20 protein-coding genes and 1 other annotated feature are annotated in these 17,698 nt (G+C 53.9%); of the genes, 12 read left to right on the forward strand and 8 right to left on the reverse strand.

Going from position 1 to position 17,698, the window contains the following annotated elements; genetic code table 11:
• Positions 1-21: 21 nt before the first annotated feature.
• The 6 genes from rpsP (at position 22) to QMN93_RS22845 (ending at position 3,961) form a co-directional block, all read left to right on the forward strand.
• Positions 22-270, forward strand: a complete 249-nt coding sequence (gene rpsP, locus QMN93_RS22820) for a 30S ribosomal protein S16 (RefSeq protein WP_003863133.1) — start codon at positions 22-24, stop codon at positions 268-270.
• Positions 271-285: 15 nt separating this feature from the next.
• A complete protein-coding gene (rimM, locus tag QMN93_RS22825; protein ID WP_029741020.1) occupies positions 286-825 on the forward strand; it encodes a ribosome maturation factor RimM in 540 nt (179 codons plus the stop codon).
• A 31-nt stretch (positions 826-856) separates the two neighbouring features.
• The gene (trmD, locus tag QMN93_RS22830) at positions 857-1,624 is read left to right on the forward strand and encodes a tRNA (guanosine(37)-N1)-methyltransferase TrmD (protein WP_014832949.1); all 768 of its coding nucleotides are present in this window, start codon (positions 857-859) and stop codon (positions 1,622-1,624) included.
• Between the two features lie 43 nt (positions 1,625-1,667).
• On the forward strand, positions 1,668-2,015 hold the full coding sequence (rplS, locus tag QMN93_RS22835) for a 50S ribosomal protein L19 (protein ID WP_002914145.1): 348 nt from the start codon (positions 1,668-1,670) through the stop codon (positions 2,013-2,015).
• Between the two features lie 132 nt (positions 2,016-2,147).
• Positions 2,148-2,552, forward strand: a complete 405-nt coding sequence (locus QMN93_RS22840) for a DUF2946 domain-containing protein (protein ID WP_064673560.1) — start codon at positions 2,148-2,150, stop codon at positions 2,550-2,552.
• Between the two features lie 38 nt (positions 2,553-2,590).
• On the forward strand, positions 2,591-3,961 hold the full coding sequence (locus QMN93_RS22845) for a PepSY domain-containing protein (protein ID WP_193139823.1): 1,371 nt from the start codon (positions 2,591-2,593) through the stop codon (positions 3,959-3,961).
• A gap of 2 nt (positions 3,962-3,963) precedes the next feature.
• On the opposite strand, the gene QMN93_RS22850 is transcribed toward QMN93_RS22845, so the two are convergent.
• The 4 genes from QMN93_RS22850 to QMN93_RS22865 all read right to left on the reverse strand — a co-directional run bounded on the left by QMN93_RS22850 (position 3,964) and on the right by QMN93_RS22865 (position 6,738).
• Positions 3,964-4,449 (reverse strand): OmpA family protein, encoded by a 486-nt coding sequence (locus QMN93_RS22850; protein ID WP_029741023.1) that lies wholly within the window; start codon positions 4,447-4,449, stop codon positions 3,964-3,966.
• A 12-nt stretch (positions 4,450-4,461) separates the two neighbouring features.
• Positions 4,462-5,682 (reverse strand): diguanylate cyclase DgcN, encoded by a 1,221-nt coding sequence (gene dgcN / locus QMN93_RS22855; RefSeq protein ID WP_029741024.1) that lies wholly within the window; start codon positions 5,680-5,682, stop codon positions 4,462-4,464.
• The gene (locus tag QMN93_RS22860) at positions 5,675-6,211 is read right to left on the reverse strand and encodes a YfiR family protein (protein WP_033146572.1); all 537 of its coding nucleotides are present in this window, start codon (positions 6,209-6,211) and stop codon (positions 5,675-5,677) included. Before QMN93_RS22860 ends, dgcN begins: the two co-directional genes overlap by 8 nt.
• 152 nt (positions 6,212-6,363) lie before the next feature.
• On the reverse strand, positions 6,364-6,738 hold the full coding sequence (locus QMN93_RS22865; RefSeq protein ID WP_064673562.1) for a DUF2799 domain-containing protein: 375 nt from the start codon (positions 6,736-6,738) through the stop codon (positions 6,364-6,366).
• 214 nt (positions 6,739-6,952) lie between these two features.
• Here QMN93_RS22865 and aroF point away from each other — a divergent pair, with 214 nt between their 5' ends.
• The 3 genes from aroF to QMN93_RS22880 are packed head-to-tail and all read left to right on the forward strand — an operon-like array spanning position 6,953 to position 10,088.
• Entirely contained in the window at positions 6,953-8,023 is a 1,071-nt protein-coding gene (aroF, locus tag QMN93_RS22870; protein WP_033146251.1) for a 3-deoxy-7-phosphoheptulonate synthase AroF, read from the forward strand.
• A 10-nt stretch (positions 8,024-8,033) separates the two neighbouring features.
• Positions 8,034-9,155 (forward strand): bifunctional chorismate mutase/prephenate dehydrogenase, encoded by a 1,122-nt coding sequence (gene tyrA, locus QMN93_RS22875; RefSeq protein WP_033146250.1) that lies wholly within the window; start codon positions 8,034-8,036, stop codon positions 9,153-9,155.
• A 60-nt stretch (positions 9,156-9,215) separates the two neighbouring features.
• Positions 9,216-10,088: an SMP-30/gluconolactonase/LRE family protein gene (locus tag QMN93_RS22880; protein ID WP_193139821.1), complete on the forward strand. Its 873-nt coding sequence runs from the start codon at positions 9,216-9,218 to the stop codon at positions 10,086-10,088.
• Here the strand turns inward: QMN93_RS22880 and pheA are convergent.
• The 4 genes from pheA to bamD all read right to left on the reverse strand — a co-directional run bounded on the left by pheA (position 10,085) and on the right by bamD (position 12,859).
• A complete protein-coding gene (gene pheA, locus QMN93_RS22885; protein ID WP_023333073.1) occupies positions 10,085-11,245 on the reverse strand; it encodes a bifunctional chorismate mutase/prephenate dehydratase in 1,161 nt (386 codons plus the stop codon). The two genes, QMN93_RS22880 and pheA, sit on opposite strands and share 4 nt — an antisense overlap.
• A 30-nt stretch (positions 11,246-11,275) precedes the next feature.
• Positions 11,276-11,401 (reverse strand) — a sequence feature (Phe leader region).
• Positions 11,353-11,400: a pheA operon leader peptide PheL gene (gene pheL / locus QMN93_RS22890; protein ID WP_100249759.1), complete on the reverse strand. Its 48-nt coding sequence runs from the start codon at positions 11,398-11,400 to the stop codon at positions 11,353-11,355. Its footprint overlaps the feature before it by 48 nt.
• A 110-nt stretch (positions 11,402-11,511) precedes the next feature.
• Positions 11,512-11,853 carry a ribosome-associated translation inhibitor RaiA gene (gene raiA, locus QMN93_RS22895; RefSeq protein ID WP_003863162.1) on the reverse strand — a complete coding sequence of 114 codons (342 nt, stop codon included), beginning with the start codon at positions 11,851-11,853 and terminating at the stop codon, positions 11,512-11,514.
• Positions 11,854-12,121: 268 nt separating this feature from the next.
• Complete coding sequence (gene bamD / locus QMN93_RS22900; RefSeq protein WP_023308867.1) at positions 12,122-12,859, reverse strand: outer membrane protein assembly factor BamD; 738 nt, start codon at positions 12,857-12,859, stop codon at positions 12,122-12,124.
• Between the two features lie 131 nt (positions 12,860-12,990).
• On the opposite strand from bamD, the gene rluD reads away from it, so the two are divergent.
• From rluD to clpB, 3 genes are all read left to right on the forward strand, one after another.
• The gene (gene rluD, locus QMN93_RS22905) at positions 12,991-13,971 is read left to right on the forward strand and encodes a 23S rRNA pseudouridine(1911/1915/1917) synthase RluD (protein WP_023308866.1); all 981 of its coding nucleotides are present in this window, start codon (positions 12,991-12,993) and stop codon (positions 13,969-13,971) included.
• Positions 13,968-14,699: a purine nucleoside phosphorylase YfiH gene (gene yfiH / locus QMN93_RS22910; protein WP_033146246.1), complete on the forward strand. Its 732-nt coding sequence runs from the start codon at positions 13,968-13,970 to the stop codon at positions 14,697-14,699. The genes rluD and yfiH overlap by 4 nt, the downstream gene beginning before the upstream one ends.
• 129 nt (positions 14,700-14,828) lie before the next feature.
• Complete coding sequence (clpB, locus tag QMN93_RS22915; RefSeq protein WP_193139819.1) at positions 14,829-17,402, forward strand: ATP-dependent chaperone ClpB; 2,574 nt, start codon at positions 14,829-14,831, stop codon at positions 17,400-17,402.
• The last annotated feature ends 296 nt before the right edge of the window (positions 17,403-17,698 follow it).

Consider the following 17,698-nt stretch of genomic DNA (forward strand, 5'->3'; position numbering starts at 1 on the left):
TTATTCACACAAGAGGATGTTATGGTAACTATTCGTTTAGCTCGTCACGGCGCTAAAAAGCGTCCGTTCTACCAGGTTGTTGTGACTGACAGCCGTAATGCACGCAACGGTCGCTTCATCGAGCGCGTTGGTTTCTTCAACCCACTGGCCGCTGGCGCAGAAGAAGAAACTCGTCTGGATCTGGATCGTATCGCTCACTGGGTTGGCCAGGGCGCTACTGTTTCCGATCGCGTTGCTACGCTGATCAAAGCAGCAAACAAAGCAGCTTAATCTGTCACGGTGGTCATGATGAGCAATAAAGCACCTGTTGAACCGATCGTATTGGGAAAAATGGGTTCTTGCTACGGTATCCGTGGTTGGCTCAGAGTGTTTTCCTCCACTGAAGACGCTGATAGCATTTTTGATTACCAGCCCTGGTTTATCCAGAAAGGCGGTAAGTGGGAAGAGGTCGAGCTGGAAAGCTGGCGTCACCACAATCAGGACATCATCATCAAGCTGAAAGGCGTTGACGATCGTGATGCTGCGAATGCGCTGACTAATTGTGAAATTGTCGTGGATTCGTCGCAGTTGCCACAGCTGGAAGAGGGCGACTACTACTGGAAAGACCTTATGGGTTGCCAGGTAGTCACTACCGAAGGCTACAGCCTGGGGAAAGTCATCGATATGATGGAAACCGGGTCAAATGACGTTCTCGTCATTAAGGCAAACCTGAAAGATGCATTTGGCATCAAGGAGCGGTTGGTTCCGTTCCTCGATGGACAGGTTATCAAGAAAGTCGATCTCACTACTCAAACCATTGAAGTAGATTGGGATCCTGGTTTTTAAATTCTCCGGATAAACGGTAAAAGACGGCGCTATGTGGATTGGCATAATTAGCCTGTTTCCTGAAATGTTCCGCGCGATTACCGATTACGGGGTAACTGGCCGGGCAGTAAAGAATGGCCTGCTGAGCATCCAGAGCTGGAGTCCTCGTGACTTTACTCATGACCGGCACCGTACCGTGGACGATCGTCCTTACGGCGGCGGACCGGGGATGCTAATGATGGTGCAACCCTTACGGGACGCCATTCACACAGCAAAAGCCGCGGCAGGTGAAGGCGCAAAGGTGATTTATCTGTCACCTCAGGGACGCAAGCTTGATCAAGCTGGCGTGAGCGAACTGGCGACGAATCAAAAGCTGATTCTGGTCTGTGGGCGCTACGAAGGAATAGATGAGCGCGTAATTCAAACCGAGATTGACGAAGAATGGTCTATCGGCGATTACGTTCTCAGCGGTGGTGAGTTACCCGCAATGACGCTGATTGACTCCGTCGCCCGGTTCATTCCGGGGGTTCTGGGCCATGAAGCTTCGGCAACGGAAGATTCCTTTGCCGATGGGTTGCTGGACTGTCCACACTATACTCGTCCTGAAGTGTTAGAAGGGATGGAAGTACCGGCGGTGTTACTGTCTGGAAACCATGCCGAGATACGTCGCTGGCGTTTGAAGCAGTCGCTGGGCCGAACCTGGCTTAGAAGACCTGAACTTCTGGAAAACCTGGCTCTGACTGAAGAGCAAGCAAAGTTGCTGGCCGAGTTCAAAACTGAACACGCGCACCAGCAGCATGAACATGATGGGAATGCGTAATACGCTCCCGAATATCAGTTTACCCAGGATAAGAGATTAAATTATGAGCAACATTATTAAGCAACTTGAACAAGAGCAGATGAAGCAGGACGTACCTTCCTTCCGTCCAGGTGACACCGTGGAAGTGAAAGTATGGGTTGTTGAAGGTTCCAAAAAACGTCTGCAGGCATTCGAGGGCGTGGTTATCGCTATTCGTAACCGCGGTCTGCACTCTGCATTCACTGTTCGTAAAATTTCCAACGGCGAAGGCGTTGAGCGTGTCTTCCAGACTCACTCTCCGGTAGTTGACAGCATTGCTGTTAAACGTCGTGGTGCTGTACGTAAAGCTAAACTGTACTACCTGCGTGAGCGTACTGGTAAGTCTGCTCGTATTAAAGAGCGTCTGAACTAAGATTCGCTTAAGCGACATCCTGTTAGAAAGGGCTGGCCGAAAGGCTGGCCCTTTTTTTATCCCTGCGCATTTCTCACGTTAACCCTTTTGTCATAAATCATTTACAATGCTTGCCTCTTGAATGGAGGGGACGTGGATAACGTACTGCATCAGCCTGACCGGAAGCGCGTAGCGGCATTGACCGCGCTGTTTGCGATCCTGCTGATCGTGGTGGCGCCGCTTATCTCCGTCTCCTTGCAGAAAGATCCCATGAGCGCGATGCCGGGCATGCATCATGACATGAGCATGATGTCGATGGACGAGCATCAGGGCGATATGCCGCATACGATGCCTGTCGACCATGCGGAAGCGTGCGGCTACTGCGTGCTGTTAGCGCATGTCCCTGGCGTGATGCTGGCGCTGATCGTCCTGCTCAGCGCGGTATTACAGAGGCTTCGCATTAAGCCGCCGCGCCAGGCGGTCAGCCACTGGCACTTTTTCCCCTGGCTTTACCCTGATACCCGCGCGCCGCCGCGGCAGTCTGCTTTTTCCCTTTAAAACTAAATCGATAACTTTTTGCCTTAAAAAGGAAAAGTATGACTACCTGCACTCCGCGCGCGGCATGGGGAAACCTGCTGCGTCGCCTCCATTTCTACGTCGGGCTTTTTGTTGGTCCGTTTATCTTCTTTGCCGCGCTGACCGGTACGCTGTATGTGGCGACCCCGCAGCTGGAGAATGCGCTCTACCGGCACGCGCTCCACACGGATTCCGTGGGCGTGCCGCAGCCGCTGGCGGAGCAAATCGCCGTGGCGGAAAAAAACGTTGGATCAGATGTGCATTTGCACGCCGTGCGTCCCGGGCTGGCTGAAGGCGAAACCACCCGCGTGATGTTTGCCGACCCGACGCTTGGGCCATCGGAAAACCGGGCTATCTTTATTGATCCAGTAAGCCTGGCGGTGCTGGGAGATATGACGGTATACGGCACCAGCGGGATTTTACCGCTGCGTCAGACCATTGATTATCTGCATACCTCTTTGATGCTGGACGACGTGGGGCGGCTCTACAGCGAGCTTGCAGCCTCCTGGATGTGGGTTGCCGCGCTGGGCGGTGCTGCCCTGTGGTTTTATACCCGGCCCAAACGGCGAATCAATAATCGCTTCCAGAATCGTCGTCGGATGCACGTGACGCTGGGCTGGAGTCTGCTGGGCGGAATGCTGTTGTTCTCAGCAACCGGCCTGACCTGGTCCCAGTGGGCAGGCGGGAATGTTGATAAGCTGCGGGCAGAGATGAACTGGCTCACCCCGCAGGTGAACACGACGCTTTCCGGTCAACAGAAGATCGTGGATGAGCACGCCGAACACCGGGGCCATCACGGCGGCATGATGATGCCGGAAATGGCGATGGATCTGACGCAGTTTGACGGAGTATTAAGCGCGGCGCGTAACGCAGGAATTGATGCCAACAGGCTGGAGATCCGCCCGGCAAAAACGGCGGATAGCGCCTGGACCGTGACGGAAATCGATCGCAGCTGGCCGACTCAGGTGGACGCCGTTGCGGTTGATTCTTCAACGATGCAGATCCTGGACAGAACCCGATTCGAGGATTTCCCGTTAATGGCAAAACTGACCCGCTGGGGCGTGGATTTCCATATGGGGATCTTATTCGGGCTGGTGAATCAGCTGCTGCTGGTGGCGTTCGGCCTCACCCTGTGCGTGCTCATCGTCTGGGGTTACCGGATGTGGTGGATGCGTCGTCCGGCACGGTCGGCCGTGGATCCGGTGCAGACGCTTTGCCAGAGCTGGCTGGCGCTGTCAGGGTGGGGAAGAGGGATTACGGTGATAATCAGCATACTGCTGGGGCTGGCCTTGCCGGTCATGGGCGTGAGTCTGGCGCTGTTTGTTCTGGTGGACTGGCTGCGCTGGCGAGCGGCAACCAGGGTGACGCTCGCCGAATCATCCGCTAAATAACCCTATGGCGTGCTGATCACCACTGCGACGCGGCGGTTTTCAGCGCGCCCTTGCGGGGTACTGTTGCTCGCAACCGGATATTTTTGACCTAACCCCCGCGTGGTGAGATTGCTGCGCGGGATATTTGCACCCTTCGCCCAGGCATCGGCCACGGCATTGGCGCGTTTTAACGACAGCGCTTCGTTGTAGCTTTCTTCACCGTAGTTATCCGTGTGACCGTCCATTCGCGCGTGGTTCAGGCCGGTTTCCGCCAGGCGAGAGGCCATGGACTGGATCTGCGTTTCACTTTCCGGGCGCAGTCTGGCGTCATTTTTATCAAACAGGATGGTGTCCGACATGCCAAGTGACCAGTCACCGTTCAGTTCGTTAAAACCGTAAGACTTCATCGCCGAAATTTGCTCAGGAGTGAATTTGCCTTCCGGGGGCGACTGACAGCCTGCCAGAACCAGTGAGGCCAGAACTATCGGCGCGAAGTAACGTTTTAACATAGTGTATCCTTTCTAACTTGTTGTTTTCGTACGCTGGTTTTTCACCTGATACATGTTGCGGTCAGCCCTCTCCAGTAATGCTTCCACGGAAGCATTTTCCCACGCCAGAGCAAAGCCAATGCTGAGTGACATCGATGCTTTTTGTCCGTTATGAAGATCAAACGGACGGATAAACTGCTGCGATAGCGCAGCACAAATGTGTTGAACCTCGAGCTCAGAGTGTACGCCGTACAGCACCATGGCGAATTCGTCACCGCCAAGGCGGTAAGCCTGGTGACGTTTGTCGCCAAACTCCATCATCCTGCTGGCGACTTCTATCAGCACGCAGTCGCCTGCCGCGTGTCCCCAGGTGTCGTTAATAAACTTAAAATTATCACCGTCAAGGAAGAGCAGGGCCGAGTTTGTTTTAGCTGAAGGGTCGTTCATTAAGGCTGCAATGCTGTTACGAAACGCCGCGCGGTTGGCAAGACCGGTGAGCGGGTCGTGCATGGCGGTTCGCAGCAGCTGGGCGTTTTTCGCCTGAAGCTTCAGTTGCCACTCCTCCATCTCATCCAGAAGGCTGTTGAAGTCCTCACCAAACTGGTGAAACTCTTCGATACGGCCGTCTTTCACCCGGCGGGAGAAGTTGCGATTAGTACGAACGTCATGCACGACGTCAGTGATGTTTTGCAGGGCCGTGACCATCCCATGGTGCAAAGACTGGGTAATAGTGAGCGCGACGACGGTTGCAAAGAGAATGCAGCCGGTCAGAACGGCAAACGACATCCAGATGAAATGGCCGATCAGGCTGTCACGCGCGGTCAGGCGAATTTCGCCGATCGTTGCGCCGTTATGCATGATGGGCTGCGCAACCGGTACGGGGAAAAGCCAGCGGCTGACCAGTGCGCCCAGCGTGTCGTTGTTGTCCTCCGGGTTCCAGGACCAGTAGGCAAACCGCTTTTTATGCGCGTTAATAACCTCGGCCACGGCAAACTGCCCCTGTTTGCCCAGCGCAGCCAGCGTTTCGTTGGCCGCCAGCGAGTCGTTGAACACCAGCGAGGCTTCCAGGCTGTGGCTCATTGTTGCGCCGGTTAATTCGAGATTCTTTTGCGCGTATTGTTTTAACGTCACGACGGAAGCAAAACAGAGCAGCAGCCATATTAACGTCATCGTGATGATGACGCTTATCATGCTGTTTCGCCTCAACGTTCTTTTAAACGTCGGACGTGGCGTTGAAGTGAAATCTTTATCCATGCTGCTTATTCCGTGCAAGCATTAATACATCCGGATTGACTCTTACGCCACTGCGCGTCAATGCATCCAGATTGACGGCGAACCGTACCTGGCCGCGATCGATTATCAGGCAAAAGGCACTGCCAATTACACATTCCGGATTTTGCTCTGAGATTAATAGCAACGCTCTGCCCTGATATTGACTTATTAATTCAAGTTGTTTTGCCGGTGATTCAGACCCGAAATAGATCGCATCGCACGTCGCGGCCAGGGCTTCCTGATCGTTACGTACAATAACGGGAGTATAAGGTAACTCGCTATGCCCCTCATCGCCGCTGAGGGCGTGCGTATAGTGCGAAGTGGCGTAGACGCAGAGTTTAGGCTGACCGGAAAGTGACGGCCATCGCGTATAGCTCACGATGCCTGAGACAATCGAGCGTACCGATTTATCCGTTTCCGTAAGCGTGCCTGCCGCCGCAGGGCCCACCATAAGGAACAGCATTATCACCAGAGTGAGTCGGAAAAAAGAGATCAAGAATAAATTTCTCACCAGAATCCGCCACATCGCTCTGGAAATAGATGTCCTTAAGAGTTGCGGGCAGAATACCATTGTTTATCAGGGCCGTCATTATGTCAGAAATAGCATGAGGCCGACCTAAGCTAAATCCTACAGTTGTTTATTTTCCGGTGGATAAAAATAGATTAATTCAGTCTGCTGGAGCGCATACTTTCATCCATCCCTTGCTGCCATGACGCACGCAGTTTTGCCGCGTTTTCGGCTGTATCGCAACTGGCAGGGAAAGATTTGCCTGCTAATCCCCAGGCGTGAATAAACCCTTCTTCGCAGATTTTCTTCTGACCATCAGCATAGCCGCGAAGATATTCACTACGATCAACGTGTGTGTCGTTAAAACTATCGGCCAGGGCCTGGTTATCTTTAACCGGCAGGCCATTCATGGCGTCTTCTTTACCTGCATCAAACCAGGATGGGCTGGTCCAGTCGGGCTGGAAGGTGTAAGGATTGATCTGACAGCCCGTTAAAAACAGCGACAACAGCGCGAGAGCAATTGAACGCATAGCCATTCTCCTTTTTTCTTCAGCATAGCCTGGCTAAAGAAAACCTGTCTGTAATTTAAAGTTTACGTTTTTATTGGCTGATTTTTGCAATAAATTGGTATGTGTAAAGTAATGTGTACGTATTTTGGATTGAAATGTTTACTTTTTATGGTATCGTGGTTTCACCTCATTGAGGAAAACAACTATCGCAAACGAGCTTTACAGGATCGCCATCATGCAAAAAGACGCGCTGAACAACGTACATATCACTGACGAACAGGTGTTAATCACTCCGGATCAACTGAAAGCGGAATTTCCGCTGAGCGTCGCGCAGGAGGCTCAGATCGAGCACTCTCGCCAGACCATTTCTGACATTATCGCCGGCCGCGATCCGCGCCTGCTGGTGGTATGCGGTCCTTGCTCCATTCACGATCCTGAAACCGCCATTGAATATGCTCGTCGATTTAAAGCGTTAGCGGAGGAGGTCAGCGATAGCCTCTATCTGGTGATGCGCGTCTATTTTGAGAAGCCACGTACGACCGTCGGCTGGAAAGGGTTGATTAACGATCCGCACATGGATGGCTCGTTTGATGTGGAAGCAGGCCTGAAGATTGCGCGTCGCCTGCTGGTGGAGCTGGTCAGCATGGGACTGCCGCTGGCAACCGAAGCGCTGGACCCGAACAGCCCGCAGTACCTGGGCGATCTGTTCAGCTGGTCGGCGATTGGCGCGCGTACCACGGAATCGCAAACCCACCGCGAGATGGCGTCTGGCCTGTCAATGCCGGTTGGCTTTAAAAACGGTACCGATGGCAGCCTGGCGACGGCGATCAACGCCATGCGCGCTGCTGCGATGCCGCACCGTTTCGTCGGTATCAACCAGGCGGGTCAGGTCTGCCTCCTGCAAACGCAGGGTAACCCGGACGGCCATGTGATCCTGCGCGGCGGGAAAGCACCTAACTACAGCCCGGCGGACGTGGCGCAGTGTGAAAAAGAGATGGAGCAGGCGGGACTGCGCCCGGCACTGATGGTAGATTGCAGTCATGGTAATTCAAATAAAGATTACCGTCGCCAGCCTGCGGTTGCGGAATCCGTGGTCGCACAGATCAAAGATGGCAACCGTTCGATTATCGGTCTGATGATTGAGAGCAATATTCATGAAGGCAATCAATCATCTGAACAACCGCGTAGCGCAATGAAGCACGGCGTCTCCGTGACGGATGCCTGCATCAGCTGGGAAACCACCGATGCGCTGCTGCGTGAGATCCACAAAGATTTGAAAGGCCAGCTGGCGACGCGTCTGGCTTAAGAGGTTAGTTATGGTTGCTGAATTGACCGCACTGCGCGATCAAATTGATGAAGTGGATAAGGCGCTGCTGGACCTGCTGGCGCGCCGCATGGCGCTGGTTGCCGAAGTCGGTGAGGTGAAAAGCAAATACGGCCTGCCGATTTACGTCCCGGAGCGCGAAGCCTCAATGCTGGCCTCTCGTCGCAAAGAGGCCCAGGCGCTGGGCGTTTCGCCGGATTTAATTGAAGATGTTCTGCGTCGCGTGATGCGGGAATCCTATTCCAGCGAAAACGACAAGGGCTTCAAAACCCTCTGTCCGTCCCTGAGGCCGGTGGTGATTGTCGGCGGGGCAGGACAGATGGGGCGTCTGTTTGAAAAAATGCTGACGCTTTCGGGCTATCAGGTGCGCATTCTGGAAAAAGAGGACTGGGCGCATGCTCCGGAACTCATGAAAGATGCCGGGATGGTTATCGTCAGCGTGCCGATCCACGTGACGGAGCAGATCATCGGGAAGCTTCCTGCTTTACCGAAAGATTGTATCCTGGTGGATTTGGCCTCCGTCAAAAATGGTCCGCTGCAGGCGATGCTGGCTGCGCATACGGGCCCGGTGCTGGGTCTGCACCCGATGTTTGGCCCGGACAGCGGCAGCCTGGCTAAGCAGGTGGTGGTTTACTGCGACGGTCGTCAGCCGGAAGCCTATCAGTGGTTCCTGGAACAGATTCAGGTATGGGGCGCGCGATTGCACCGCATCAGCGCGGTCGAGCACGATCAGAACATGGCGTTCATTCAGGCGCTGCGCCACTTTGCGACGTTTGCCTACGGTCTGCATCTGGCGGAAGAGAACGTGCAGCTTGAACAGCTTCTGGCGCTCTCTTCGCCTATCTATCGTCTGGAGCTGGCGATGGTCGGGCGCCTGTTTGCTCAGGATCCGCAGCTTTACGCGGACATTATTATGTCCTCCGAGAACAATCTGGCGCTCATCAAGCGCTACTATCAGCGCTTTGGCGAAGCCATTACGCTGCTGGAGCACGGAGACAAGCAGGCGTTTATCGACAGTTTCCGCAAGGTTGAGCACTGGTTTGGCGATTACGCGCAGCGTTTCCAGAGTGAGAGCCGGACGCTGTTGCGCCAGGCAAATGACAGTCGCCAGTAATGCGATGATGTATATACTGAAAGCCAGCAATGCTGGCTTTTTTTATTTTGGGGAACTGTCATGGCCGAACCGCAGCTGCTGTTGAATTACACCGGGCATCTGCCTGAATGCCCGACGTGGAGCGCAGAAGAGCGCGCGCTCTACTGGGCCGATATTCTGGAAGGGGAGATCCACCGCTACCATCTGCCGACGGCAGAACACACCGTACTCTCTTTCCATGAGGAGGTGGGCTGTTTCGCGCTGCGCGAGCAGGGTGGTTTTATCGTTGCGATGCGAACGGGTATCTGGCTGACCGATAAACACGGCCTGCTGCGCCGCAAGGTGTGCGATAACCCCTCTAACCCGCAGCTCGCACGCTTTAACGACGGCGGCACCGATTCTCTGGGACGATTCTACGCGGGCACGTTTTGGGGGCCGGGAGATTACAACGGTGCCCTGCTGATGCGCATCGACAACGACCTGACGCCGAAAGTGATCCAGTGCGATATTCACGGGCACAACGGCTTAGCGTTTAGCCCTGATAATCAATGGATGTTTACTTCAGATACGCCAAACGGCGTTATTTACCGAACGCAGCTTGATGAGAAGGGCGAACCCGGCAGGCGCGAGGTGTTTCGTCAGTTTAAAGAGGGCGAAGGGATACCGGACGGCGCTGCCGTGGATGTGGAAGGCTGCTACTGGAGCGCGCTGTTTGACGGCTGGCGTATTGCGCGTTTTTCTCCGCAAGGGGAGCAGCTGGAAGAATATCGCATGCCGGTGCGTTGCCCGACGATGGTCTGCTTTGGCGGCGATGACATGAAAACGTTGTTTATTACCACCACGCGGGAAAATATGGACGCGGACGAGGTGGCGAAGTATCCGCTCTCCGGCGCCATCTTCACCCTGCCGGTGAACGTGGCAGGGATGAAGAAAAGCCGGTTTATCGAACGTTAAGCCGGGTCAACCGGGACCACGTTTTCGCTCGGATAGCAGCCCAGCACCTTCATGGAACGCGTGATCTCGCCCAGTTCGCGCAGGGCCTTCTGCATGGAAGCAGACTCCAGGTTGGCCTGGATATCGAGGTAGAACATCTCTTCCCACGGGTTACCGTGAATTGGGCGTGATTCCAGCCTGGTCATGATCAGGTTGTGGTTACGCAGCACCAGCAGGGCTTCAACCAGCGCACCGGCCTGTTGGCCGGTCGCCATCAGCAGCGTGGTTTTGGCCGGCACCTGGTCTGACACATTGATCGCCTTGCGGGCCAGCACCACGAAGCGGGTGATATTTTGCGTCTGGTTCGCCAGATTGCGTTCCAGCACCTGTAAACCATACAGCGCCCCGCCTGCTTCGCTGCCGAGCGCGGCGACGGTTGGGGAGTTAGCCTGCGCCACTTTTTCCATCGCCGCCGAGGTGCTTTCGGTGTACTCAATTTTCCAGTTCGGATAGCGGTTCAGGAACTGGCTGCACTGCTGGAACGGCTGTGGATGACTGTAAACCGTTTCGATCTTGCTCAGGTCCGTTGAGCCGGAGACCAGCACGCAGTGATCGATTGGGATCGTCAGCTCGCCAACCAGCGACAGGCTGGTGTGCTGCAGCAAATCGTAGACGTCGTTGATGGCGCCGGAGCTGGTGTTTTCAATCGGTACGACGGCGTAATCCGCCTGGCCGGTCTCAACCTGATTAAATATGTCGGCAAACTTCGCGCAGCCGCTCTCAATAAATTCTTCGAAATGGCGTGCGGCGTACTGACGTGCGGCCAGGTGAGAATAAGATCCCTTCGGACCGAGGAAGGCGATACGCGCAGAGTGTGGATTGGTTTTGTTCAGATGCTGCTGGAGTAACGCTTGCTGAGTGAGAACGGAGTCTTCGATGATGAGCTGGAACAACCGGGTAATGTAGTGGGCATCGAGGTGATGCGCTTTGCCGAGCTGAATGAGACGTTCCAGCAGATCGCGCTCGCGGTCGATATCTCGTACCGGCCGATGGGAGTCCAGCTTGGCTTTGCCCACTTCAACGGCAAGGGCGCGGCGTTCGGCCAGCAGCGCCAGCAGTTTCTCATCCAGCGCGCTGATTTTTACTCGCAGATCCAGTAACGGGTTTTCCGGTGTCATAGTGTTGCCTGTCTCATTTTATCGTTATCAATAAAAAAGGCCCCCCGGTGTGGGAGGCCTTGTTGTTCGTCTTCGCATTCTTTATCACACGACGAAACGCCTCCCGTTCAGGGGAAGGTAAAAAAGAATGCGAAGAAGAACGGCGTAAGTTTCATAAAGTCATCCTGTGATTGATACCGTTAAAGTACCCGTACTGTTTTCACCCTGTCAATAAAAAACAAAAAACGCGCCCGAAGGCGCGTTGGCGGTACACTCAATTTAAAGGATTACTCTTCTTCAACTTCTTCCGCGAAGCTGGCGTCTTTCACCGATGTTGCGGCGCGACGGGCTTCACCTTTGTGTTGCACTTTATTGAGCTGCCGTTCCAGCTTGTTGATCAAATCGTTAATTGCGGTGTACATATCCTCGTGTTTTGCGCTGGCGACCAGATGGCCGTTTGGAGTATTGATAGTTGCGTCAGCGATGAAACCCTGCGGCTCCTTGGACAGGATGATATGTGGATTAATCAAATGAGTTTGCCATTTATCCAGTTTGGCGAGACGGTCTGCGACGTGCTGGCGGATTGCCGGAGTAATTTCCATTTGTTTACTGGTAATGTTCATTGTCATAAATTTTACCTCTTGTCTTTCCGTCTTGGTGATTCCAGCATACCCGACCTAATGTCAAAATGTGTGATTTAGATCACGTTATTTTGTCGGTTTTTGTCAGGGAATCTTTTTTGTGAGGCAGGGCAGGAAGAGGTGAGATTTACCTTGTCGAAGGTAAAAATTGGGGCCATAGTTGACTGGATGTGTTGAGGCTTAAGCGCTTCAGCGACGCGCTAAAATGAATAAAAAAACGGCAGCCTTCGGGCTGCCGTTTTGCATTGAGGCAATATCAGGTGTTGCTGCTGTTCGCGGCGATGATTTTCGCCACTTTTTCAGCCTGAGCGGTCATCTGCATCTGACGGTAAGCATTTTCCATCAGCTTCAGGCCGTCGCGCGTTGCCTGAGTATCCGGATAATCACGCAGCATACCTTCTACGCGGTTAACCACGGCAACCCATGCGCCACGACGGGTATAGTATTCCGCTACGGAGTATTCATATTTCGCCAGACGATCTTTCAGGAACACCAGACGTTTGGTCGCGTCGGTCACGTACTGACTGTTCGGATAGCCGCGCACCAGCTTGGAGAAGTCATTGAAGGCATCACGCGCATGCTGCGGGTCACGGTCAGAACGATCCACGCCGAAGAAGCCCTGAAGCGCACTGTCGTCCAGCGCCATGTTGGTGAGGCCGCGCATGTACATCACATAGTCGATGTTAGGATGAGTCGGGTTCAGACGCATGAAACGATCGATGGTTGCCTGAGCCAGCGGCAGGTCGGCATTTTTATAGTATGCGTAGATGAGATCTAACTGTACCTGCTGCGAATATGGACCAAATGGATAGCGATTATCCAACGCTTCCAGTTGCGTTATCGCCTGTTTCCAGTTACCGTCCTGCAACTTTTGTTGTGCAGTCGCATAGATTTCATTCGGCGGATTGTCAGGGACCTGTTCATTTGAACCGGAGCAGCCCACCAAAGCCAGGCTCAACGTGGCCGCTGCCACCAGATATTTCATGCGCGTCATGACGTTTTGACTTTCCTCAAATGTTTGTCCGGGAGAAACTCTGTTCCTGCTCCCGATTAAGACCAGCTACAATAGCACACTATATTAAACGGCAAAGCCGTAAAACCCAACGTTAAACGAAGAAGCAGTTTATGGCACAACGAGTAGAACTCACCGCAACAGTCTCCGAAAATCAGCTCGGTCAACGCTTAGATCAGGCTTTGGCCGAATTGTTCCCTGATTATTCGCGTTCACGCATAAAAGAATGGATCCTTGACCAGCGCGTGCTGGTAAACGGCAAGATCTGGGACAAACCAAAAGAGAAAGTGTTAGGTGGGGAAGCTGTCGCCATCAATGCTGAAATCGAAGAGGAAATCCGCTTCGAGCCGCAGGATATCCCACTGGACATCGTCTATGAAGATGATGACATTCTGGTGATCAACAAGCCGCGCGACCTGGTTGTTCATCCGGGCGCGGGGAACCCTGACGGTACGGTACTTAACGCACTTCTCCATTATTATCCGCCGATCGCGGATGTTCCGCGCGCGGGCATCGTGCACCGTCTGGATAAAGACACCACCGGTTTGATGGTGGTGGCGAAGACCGTTCCTGCTCAGACCCGTCTGGTGGAATCGCTGCAGCTGCGCGAAATTACCCGCGAGTATGAAGCGGTAGCCATTGGGCATATGACCTCTGGCGGAACGGTGGAAGAGCCAATCAGCCGTCACCCAACCAAACGTACCCATATGTCGGTGCATCCGATGGGTAAACCGGCGGTGACGCACTATCGCATTATGGAGCACTTCCGTATTCATACGCGCCTGCGTCTGCGTCTGGAAACCGGACGTACTCACCAGATCCGCGTGCATATGGCCCACATTACCCATCCGCTGGTCGGGGATCAGGTATACGGTGGCCGCCCGCGTCCACCTAAAGGCGCATCGGATGAGTTCATCAGCGTATTGCGTAAATTCGATCGTCAGGCGCTGCACGCGACCATGCTGCGTCTTTACCACCCTATCACCGGTATTCAGATGGAGTGGCATGCGCCTATCCCGCAGGATATGGTGGATCTTATCGACGCCATGCGTGCTGATTTCGAAGAACATAAGGATCAAGTGGACTGGTTATGACCAAACTGATTGTCCCGGAGTGGCCATTGCCTGCTGGCGTGGCTGCCTGCAGTTCAACCCGTATTGGCGGTGTTAGCCAGGGCGCGTGGGAGTCTTTGAACCTCGGTGCGCACTGTGGCGACAACCTGGAACATGTTGAAGAGAACCGCAGACGTCTGTTTGCTGCGGGGAACTTGCCGTCGAAACCGGTCTGGCTGGAACAGGTTCATGGTAACGCGGTGCTGAAGTTGACGGGAGAACCCTATGCTTCTAAACGCGCTGATGCCTCTTACAGTAATACTCCGGGAACCGTTTGTGCCGTGATGACCGCCGATTGTCTGCCGGTTCTGTTCTGTAACCGTGCAGGTACCGAGGTGGCTGCAGCACACGCGGGCTGGCGTGGTCTGTGTGAAGGCGTGCTCGAAGAAACTGTCGCCTGCTTTAGCGATGAGCCAGCCAATATTATGGCCTGGCTTGGCCCGGCCATTGGTCCTCGCGCTTTCGAAGTGGGGCCAGAGGTTCGCGAAGCCTTTATGGAAAAAGATCCGCAAGCGGTTGAAGCCTTCCTGCCTTCGGGGGATAAATATCTGGTTGATATTTACCAGCTCGCCCACCAGCGTCTAAATAACGTTGGTGTGACGCAGATCTTCGGCGGCGATCGCTGCACATTCACCGAAAAGGGTGATTTTTTCTCCTATCGTCGCGACAAGACCACGGGGCGTATGGCAAGTTTCATTTGGCTGATATAACCTAAAGAATCAAGACGATCCGGTACGTGCCGTTTTCTTTTCACATAATTCAGGTCATTAACCTTGAATAATTGAGGGATGACCTCATTTAATCTCCAGTAGCAAATTTGACCTGTTATGGGAGGAGTTATGCGTCTGGATCGTCTTACTAATAAATTCCAGCTTGCTCTCGCCGATGCCCAGTCCCTCGCACTGGGGCACGACAACCAATTTATCGAACCTCTTCATTTAATGAGCGCCTTGCTGAATCAGGAAGGGGGATCGGTACGTCCTTTATTAACGTCCGCTGGCATTAATGCTGGCCAGTTACGCACCGCCATCGATCAGGCGCTGAGCCGTTTACCGCAGGTAGAAGGTACCGGCGGCGACGTTCAGCCATCTCAGGATTTGGTGCGCGTGCTTAACCTTTGCGACAAGCTGGCGCAAAAACGTGGGGACAACTTTATTTCGTCAGAGCTGTTTGTTCTGGCGGCGCTTGAATCACGCGGTACCTTGACCGACCTGCTGAAATCTGCCGGTGCGACCACCGCCAATGTGACTCAGGCGATTGAGAAAATGCGCGGAGGTGAAAGCGTGAACGATCAGGGAGCCGAAGACCAACGTCAGGCTTTGAAGAAATTTACGGTCGATCTGACCGAGCGTGCTGAGCAGGGCAAACTTGATCCGGTTATCGGCCGTGACGAAGAAATCCGCCGTACGATTCAGGTACTGCAGCGTCGTACCAAGAACAACCCGGTGCTGATTGGTGAACCGGGTGTCGGTAAAACCGCCATCGTTGAAGGGCTGGCGCAGCGTATCGTCAACGGCGAAGTGCCGGAAGGCCTGAAAGGCCGCCGCGTACTGGCGCTGGATATGGGCGCGCTGGTGGCCGGTGCGAAATACCGCGGTGAGTTTGAGGAGCGTCTGAAAGGCGTGCTTAACGACCTGGCGAAGCAGGAAGGGAACGTTATCCTGTTTATCGACGAACTGCACACTATGGTCGGTGCCGGTAAAGCGGACGGCGCGATGGATGCCGGGAACATGCTGAAACCTGCGCTGGCGCGCGGTGAACTTCACTGCGTCGGTGCCACCACGCTCGACGAGTACCGTCAGTACATTGAGAAAGATGCTGCGCTGGAACGTCGTTTCCAGAAAGTGTTTGTTGCTGAGCCAAGCGTTGAAGATACCATCGCGATCCTGCGTGGTTTGAAGGAGCGCTATGAACTGCACCACCACGTGCAGATCACTGACCCGGCTATCGTTGCGGCAGCGACGCTTTCACACCGTTACATTGCTGACCGCCAGCTGCCGGATAAAGCGATCGACCTTATTGATGAAGCGGCTTCGAGCATTCGTATGCAGATTGACTCGAAACCGGAAGAGCTGGATAGGCTCGACCGACGCATCATTCAGCTCAAGCTGGAACAGCAGGCGCTGAAGAAAGAGTCTGATGAAGCCAGTAAGAAACGCCTGGATATGCTCAATGAAGAACTGGACGATAAAGAGCGCCAGTATTCTGAGCTGGAAGAAGAGTGGAAAGCCGAGAAAGCATCCCTTTCCGGCACTCAGACCATTAAAGCTGAACTCGAACAGGCAAAAATTGCCATTGAGCAGGCTCGCCGTGTCGGCGATCTGGCGCGGATGTCTGAACTGCAGTACGGCAAAATTCCTGAGCTGGAAAAACAGCTTGAGATAGCGACGCAGTCAGAAGGGAAAACGATGCGTCTGTTACGTAATAAAGTGACGGATGCGGAAATCGCGGAAGTGCTTGCTCGCTGGACCGGTATTCCGGTGGCGCGCATGCTGGAAGGCGAGCGTGAAAAACTGCTGCGCATGGAGCAGGATCTCCACAATCGGGTGATTGGTCAGAACGAAGCGGTTGAGGCGGTTTCCAACGCCATTCGCCGTAGCCGCGCAGGGTTGTCCGATCCAAACCGTCCGATTGGTTCGTTCCTGTTCCTGGGGCCGACGGGGGTCGGTAAAACCGAGCTGTGTAAAGCGCTGGCTAACTTTATGTTCGACAGCGACGATGCGATGGTACGTATCGACATGTCCGAGTTTATGGAAAAACACTCCGTCTCACGTCTGGTCGGCGCGCCTCCGGGATACGTAGGTTATGAAGAAGGGGGGTACCTGACGGAAGCGGTTCGCCGTCGCCCTTATTCCGTCATCCTGCTGGATGAGGTGGAAAAAGCGCACCCTGATGTGTTCAACATCCTGCTTCAGGTGCTGGATGATGGCCGTCTGACCGACGGGCAGGGGAGAACGATCGACTTCCGTAATACGGTTGTCATCATGACCTCAAACCTGGGTTCCGATTTGATTCAGGAACGTTTCGGTGAACTGGACTATAGCCATATGAAGGATCTGGTGCTCGGTGTCGTGAGCCATAACTTCCGTCCTGAGTTCATCAACCGTATTGATGAAGTGGTGGTATTCCATCCTCTGGGTGAGAAACACATTGCGTCGATTGCGCAGATCCAGCTGCAGCGTCTGTACAAACGTCTGGAAGAGCGTGGATATGAAATTCACATCTCCGACGAGGCCCTGAAGCTGCTGAGCGAGAATGGTTACGATCCGGTGTACGGTGCGCGTCCATTGAAACGTGCTATCCAGCAGCAGATCGAAAACCCGCTGGCGCAGCAGATCCTCTCCGGAGAGTTGATTCCGGGCAAAGTTATTCGTCTGGAAGCCAACGACGATCGTATTGTGGCAGTGCAGTAAGTCACAAAACGCAAAAACGAGCCGCTTGCGGCTCGTTTTTGTTTAAAAACCAGGCGAAGCTTGAGGTCTGGAGTATGGTTTGCCTGGAAAGTGAGCAGTCAGTAAATAATTTTCACTTTACCCTTGCAGGTTCGGAATAACTCCCTATAATGCGCCTCCACTGACACGGAACAACGGCGCACACGTCGCCGGGTCAGCAGAGAAAAGCGAAATTAATCGCTTGACTCTGAAGCGGGAAAGCGTAATATGCACACCCCGCGCCGCTGCGAAAAGCGAAGCGGCACTGCTCTTTAACA

The sequence above is a fragment of the Enterobacter sp. R-1.6.2 genome, assembly GCF_035064085.1.
Lineage (GTDB): Bacteria > Pseudomonadota > Gammaproteobacteria > Enterobacterales > Enterobacteriaceae > Enterobacter > Enterobacter asburiae_B.

Excerpts from the sequence above, each read along its gene's own strand:
- rpsP (WP_003863133.1), top strand. The coding sequence starts at position 22 with ATGGTAACTATTCGTTTAGCTCGTCACGGCGCTAAAAAGCGTCCGTTC.
- rimM (WP_029741020.1), top strand. The coding sequence starts at position 286 with ATGATGAGCAATAAAGCACCTGTTGAACCGATCGTATTGGGAAAAATG.
- trmD (WP_014832949.1), top strand. The coding sequence starts at position 857 with ATGTGGATTGGCATAATTAGCCTGTTTCCTGAAATGTTCCGCGCGATT.
- rplS (WP_002914145.1), top strand. The coding sequence starts at position 1,668 with ATGAGCAACATTATTAAGCAACTTGAACAAGAGCAGATGAAGCAGGAC.
- QMN93_RS22845 (WP_193139823.1), top strand. The coding sequence starts at position 2,591 with ATGACTACCTGCACTCCGCGCGCGGCATGGGGAAACCTGCTGCGTCGC.
- QMN93_RS22850 (WP_029741023.1), bottom strand. The coding sequence starts at position 4,449 with ATGTTAAAACGTTACTTCGCGCCGATAGTTCTGGCCTCACTGGTTCTG.
- dgcN (WP_029741024.1), bottom strand. The coding sequence starts at position 5,682 with ATGGATAAAGATTTCACTTCAACGCCACGTCCGACGTTTAAAAGAACG.
- QMN93_RS22865 (WP_064673562.1), bottom strand. The coding sequence starts at position 6,738 with ATGCGTTCAATTGCTCTCGCGCTGTTGTCGCTGTTTTTAACGGGCTGT.
- aroF (WP_033146251.1), top strand. The coding sequence starts at position 6,953 with ATGCAAAAAGACGCGCTGAACAACGTACATATCACTGACGAACAGGTG.
- tyrA (WP_033146250.1), top strand. The coding sequence starts at position 8,034 with ATGGTTGCTGAATTGACCGCACTGCGCGATCAAATTGATGAAGTGGAT.
- QMN93_RS22880 (WP_193139821.1), top strand. The coding sequence starts at position 9,216 with ATGGCCGAACCGCAGCTGCTGTTGAATTACACCGGGCATCTGCCTGAA.
- pheA (WP_023333073.1), bottom strand. The coding sequence starts at position 11,245 with ATGACACCGGAAAACCCGTTACTGGATCTGCGAGTAAAAATCAGCGCG.
- raiA (WP_003863162.1), bottom strand. The coding sequence starts at position 11,853 with ATGACAATGAACATTACCAGTAAACAAATGGAAATTACTCCGGCAATC.
- bamD (WP_023308867.1), bottom strand. The coding sequence starts at position 12,859 with ATGACGCGCATGAAATATCTGGTGGCAGCGGCCACGTTGAGCCTGGCT.
- rluD (WP_023308866.1), top strand. The coding sequence starts at position 12,991 with ATGGCACAACGAGTAGAACTCACCGCAACAGTCTCCGAAAATCAGCTC.
- yfiH (WP_033146246.1), top strand. The coding sequence starts at position 13,968 with ATGACCAAACTGATTGTCCCGGAGTGGCCATTGCCTGCTGGCGTGGCT.
- clpB (WP_193139819.1), top strand. The coding sequence starts at position 14,829 with ATGCGTCTGGATCGTCTTACTAATAAATTCCAGCTTGCTCTCGCCGAT.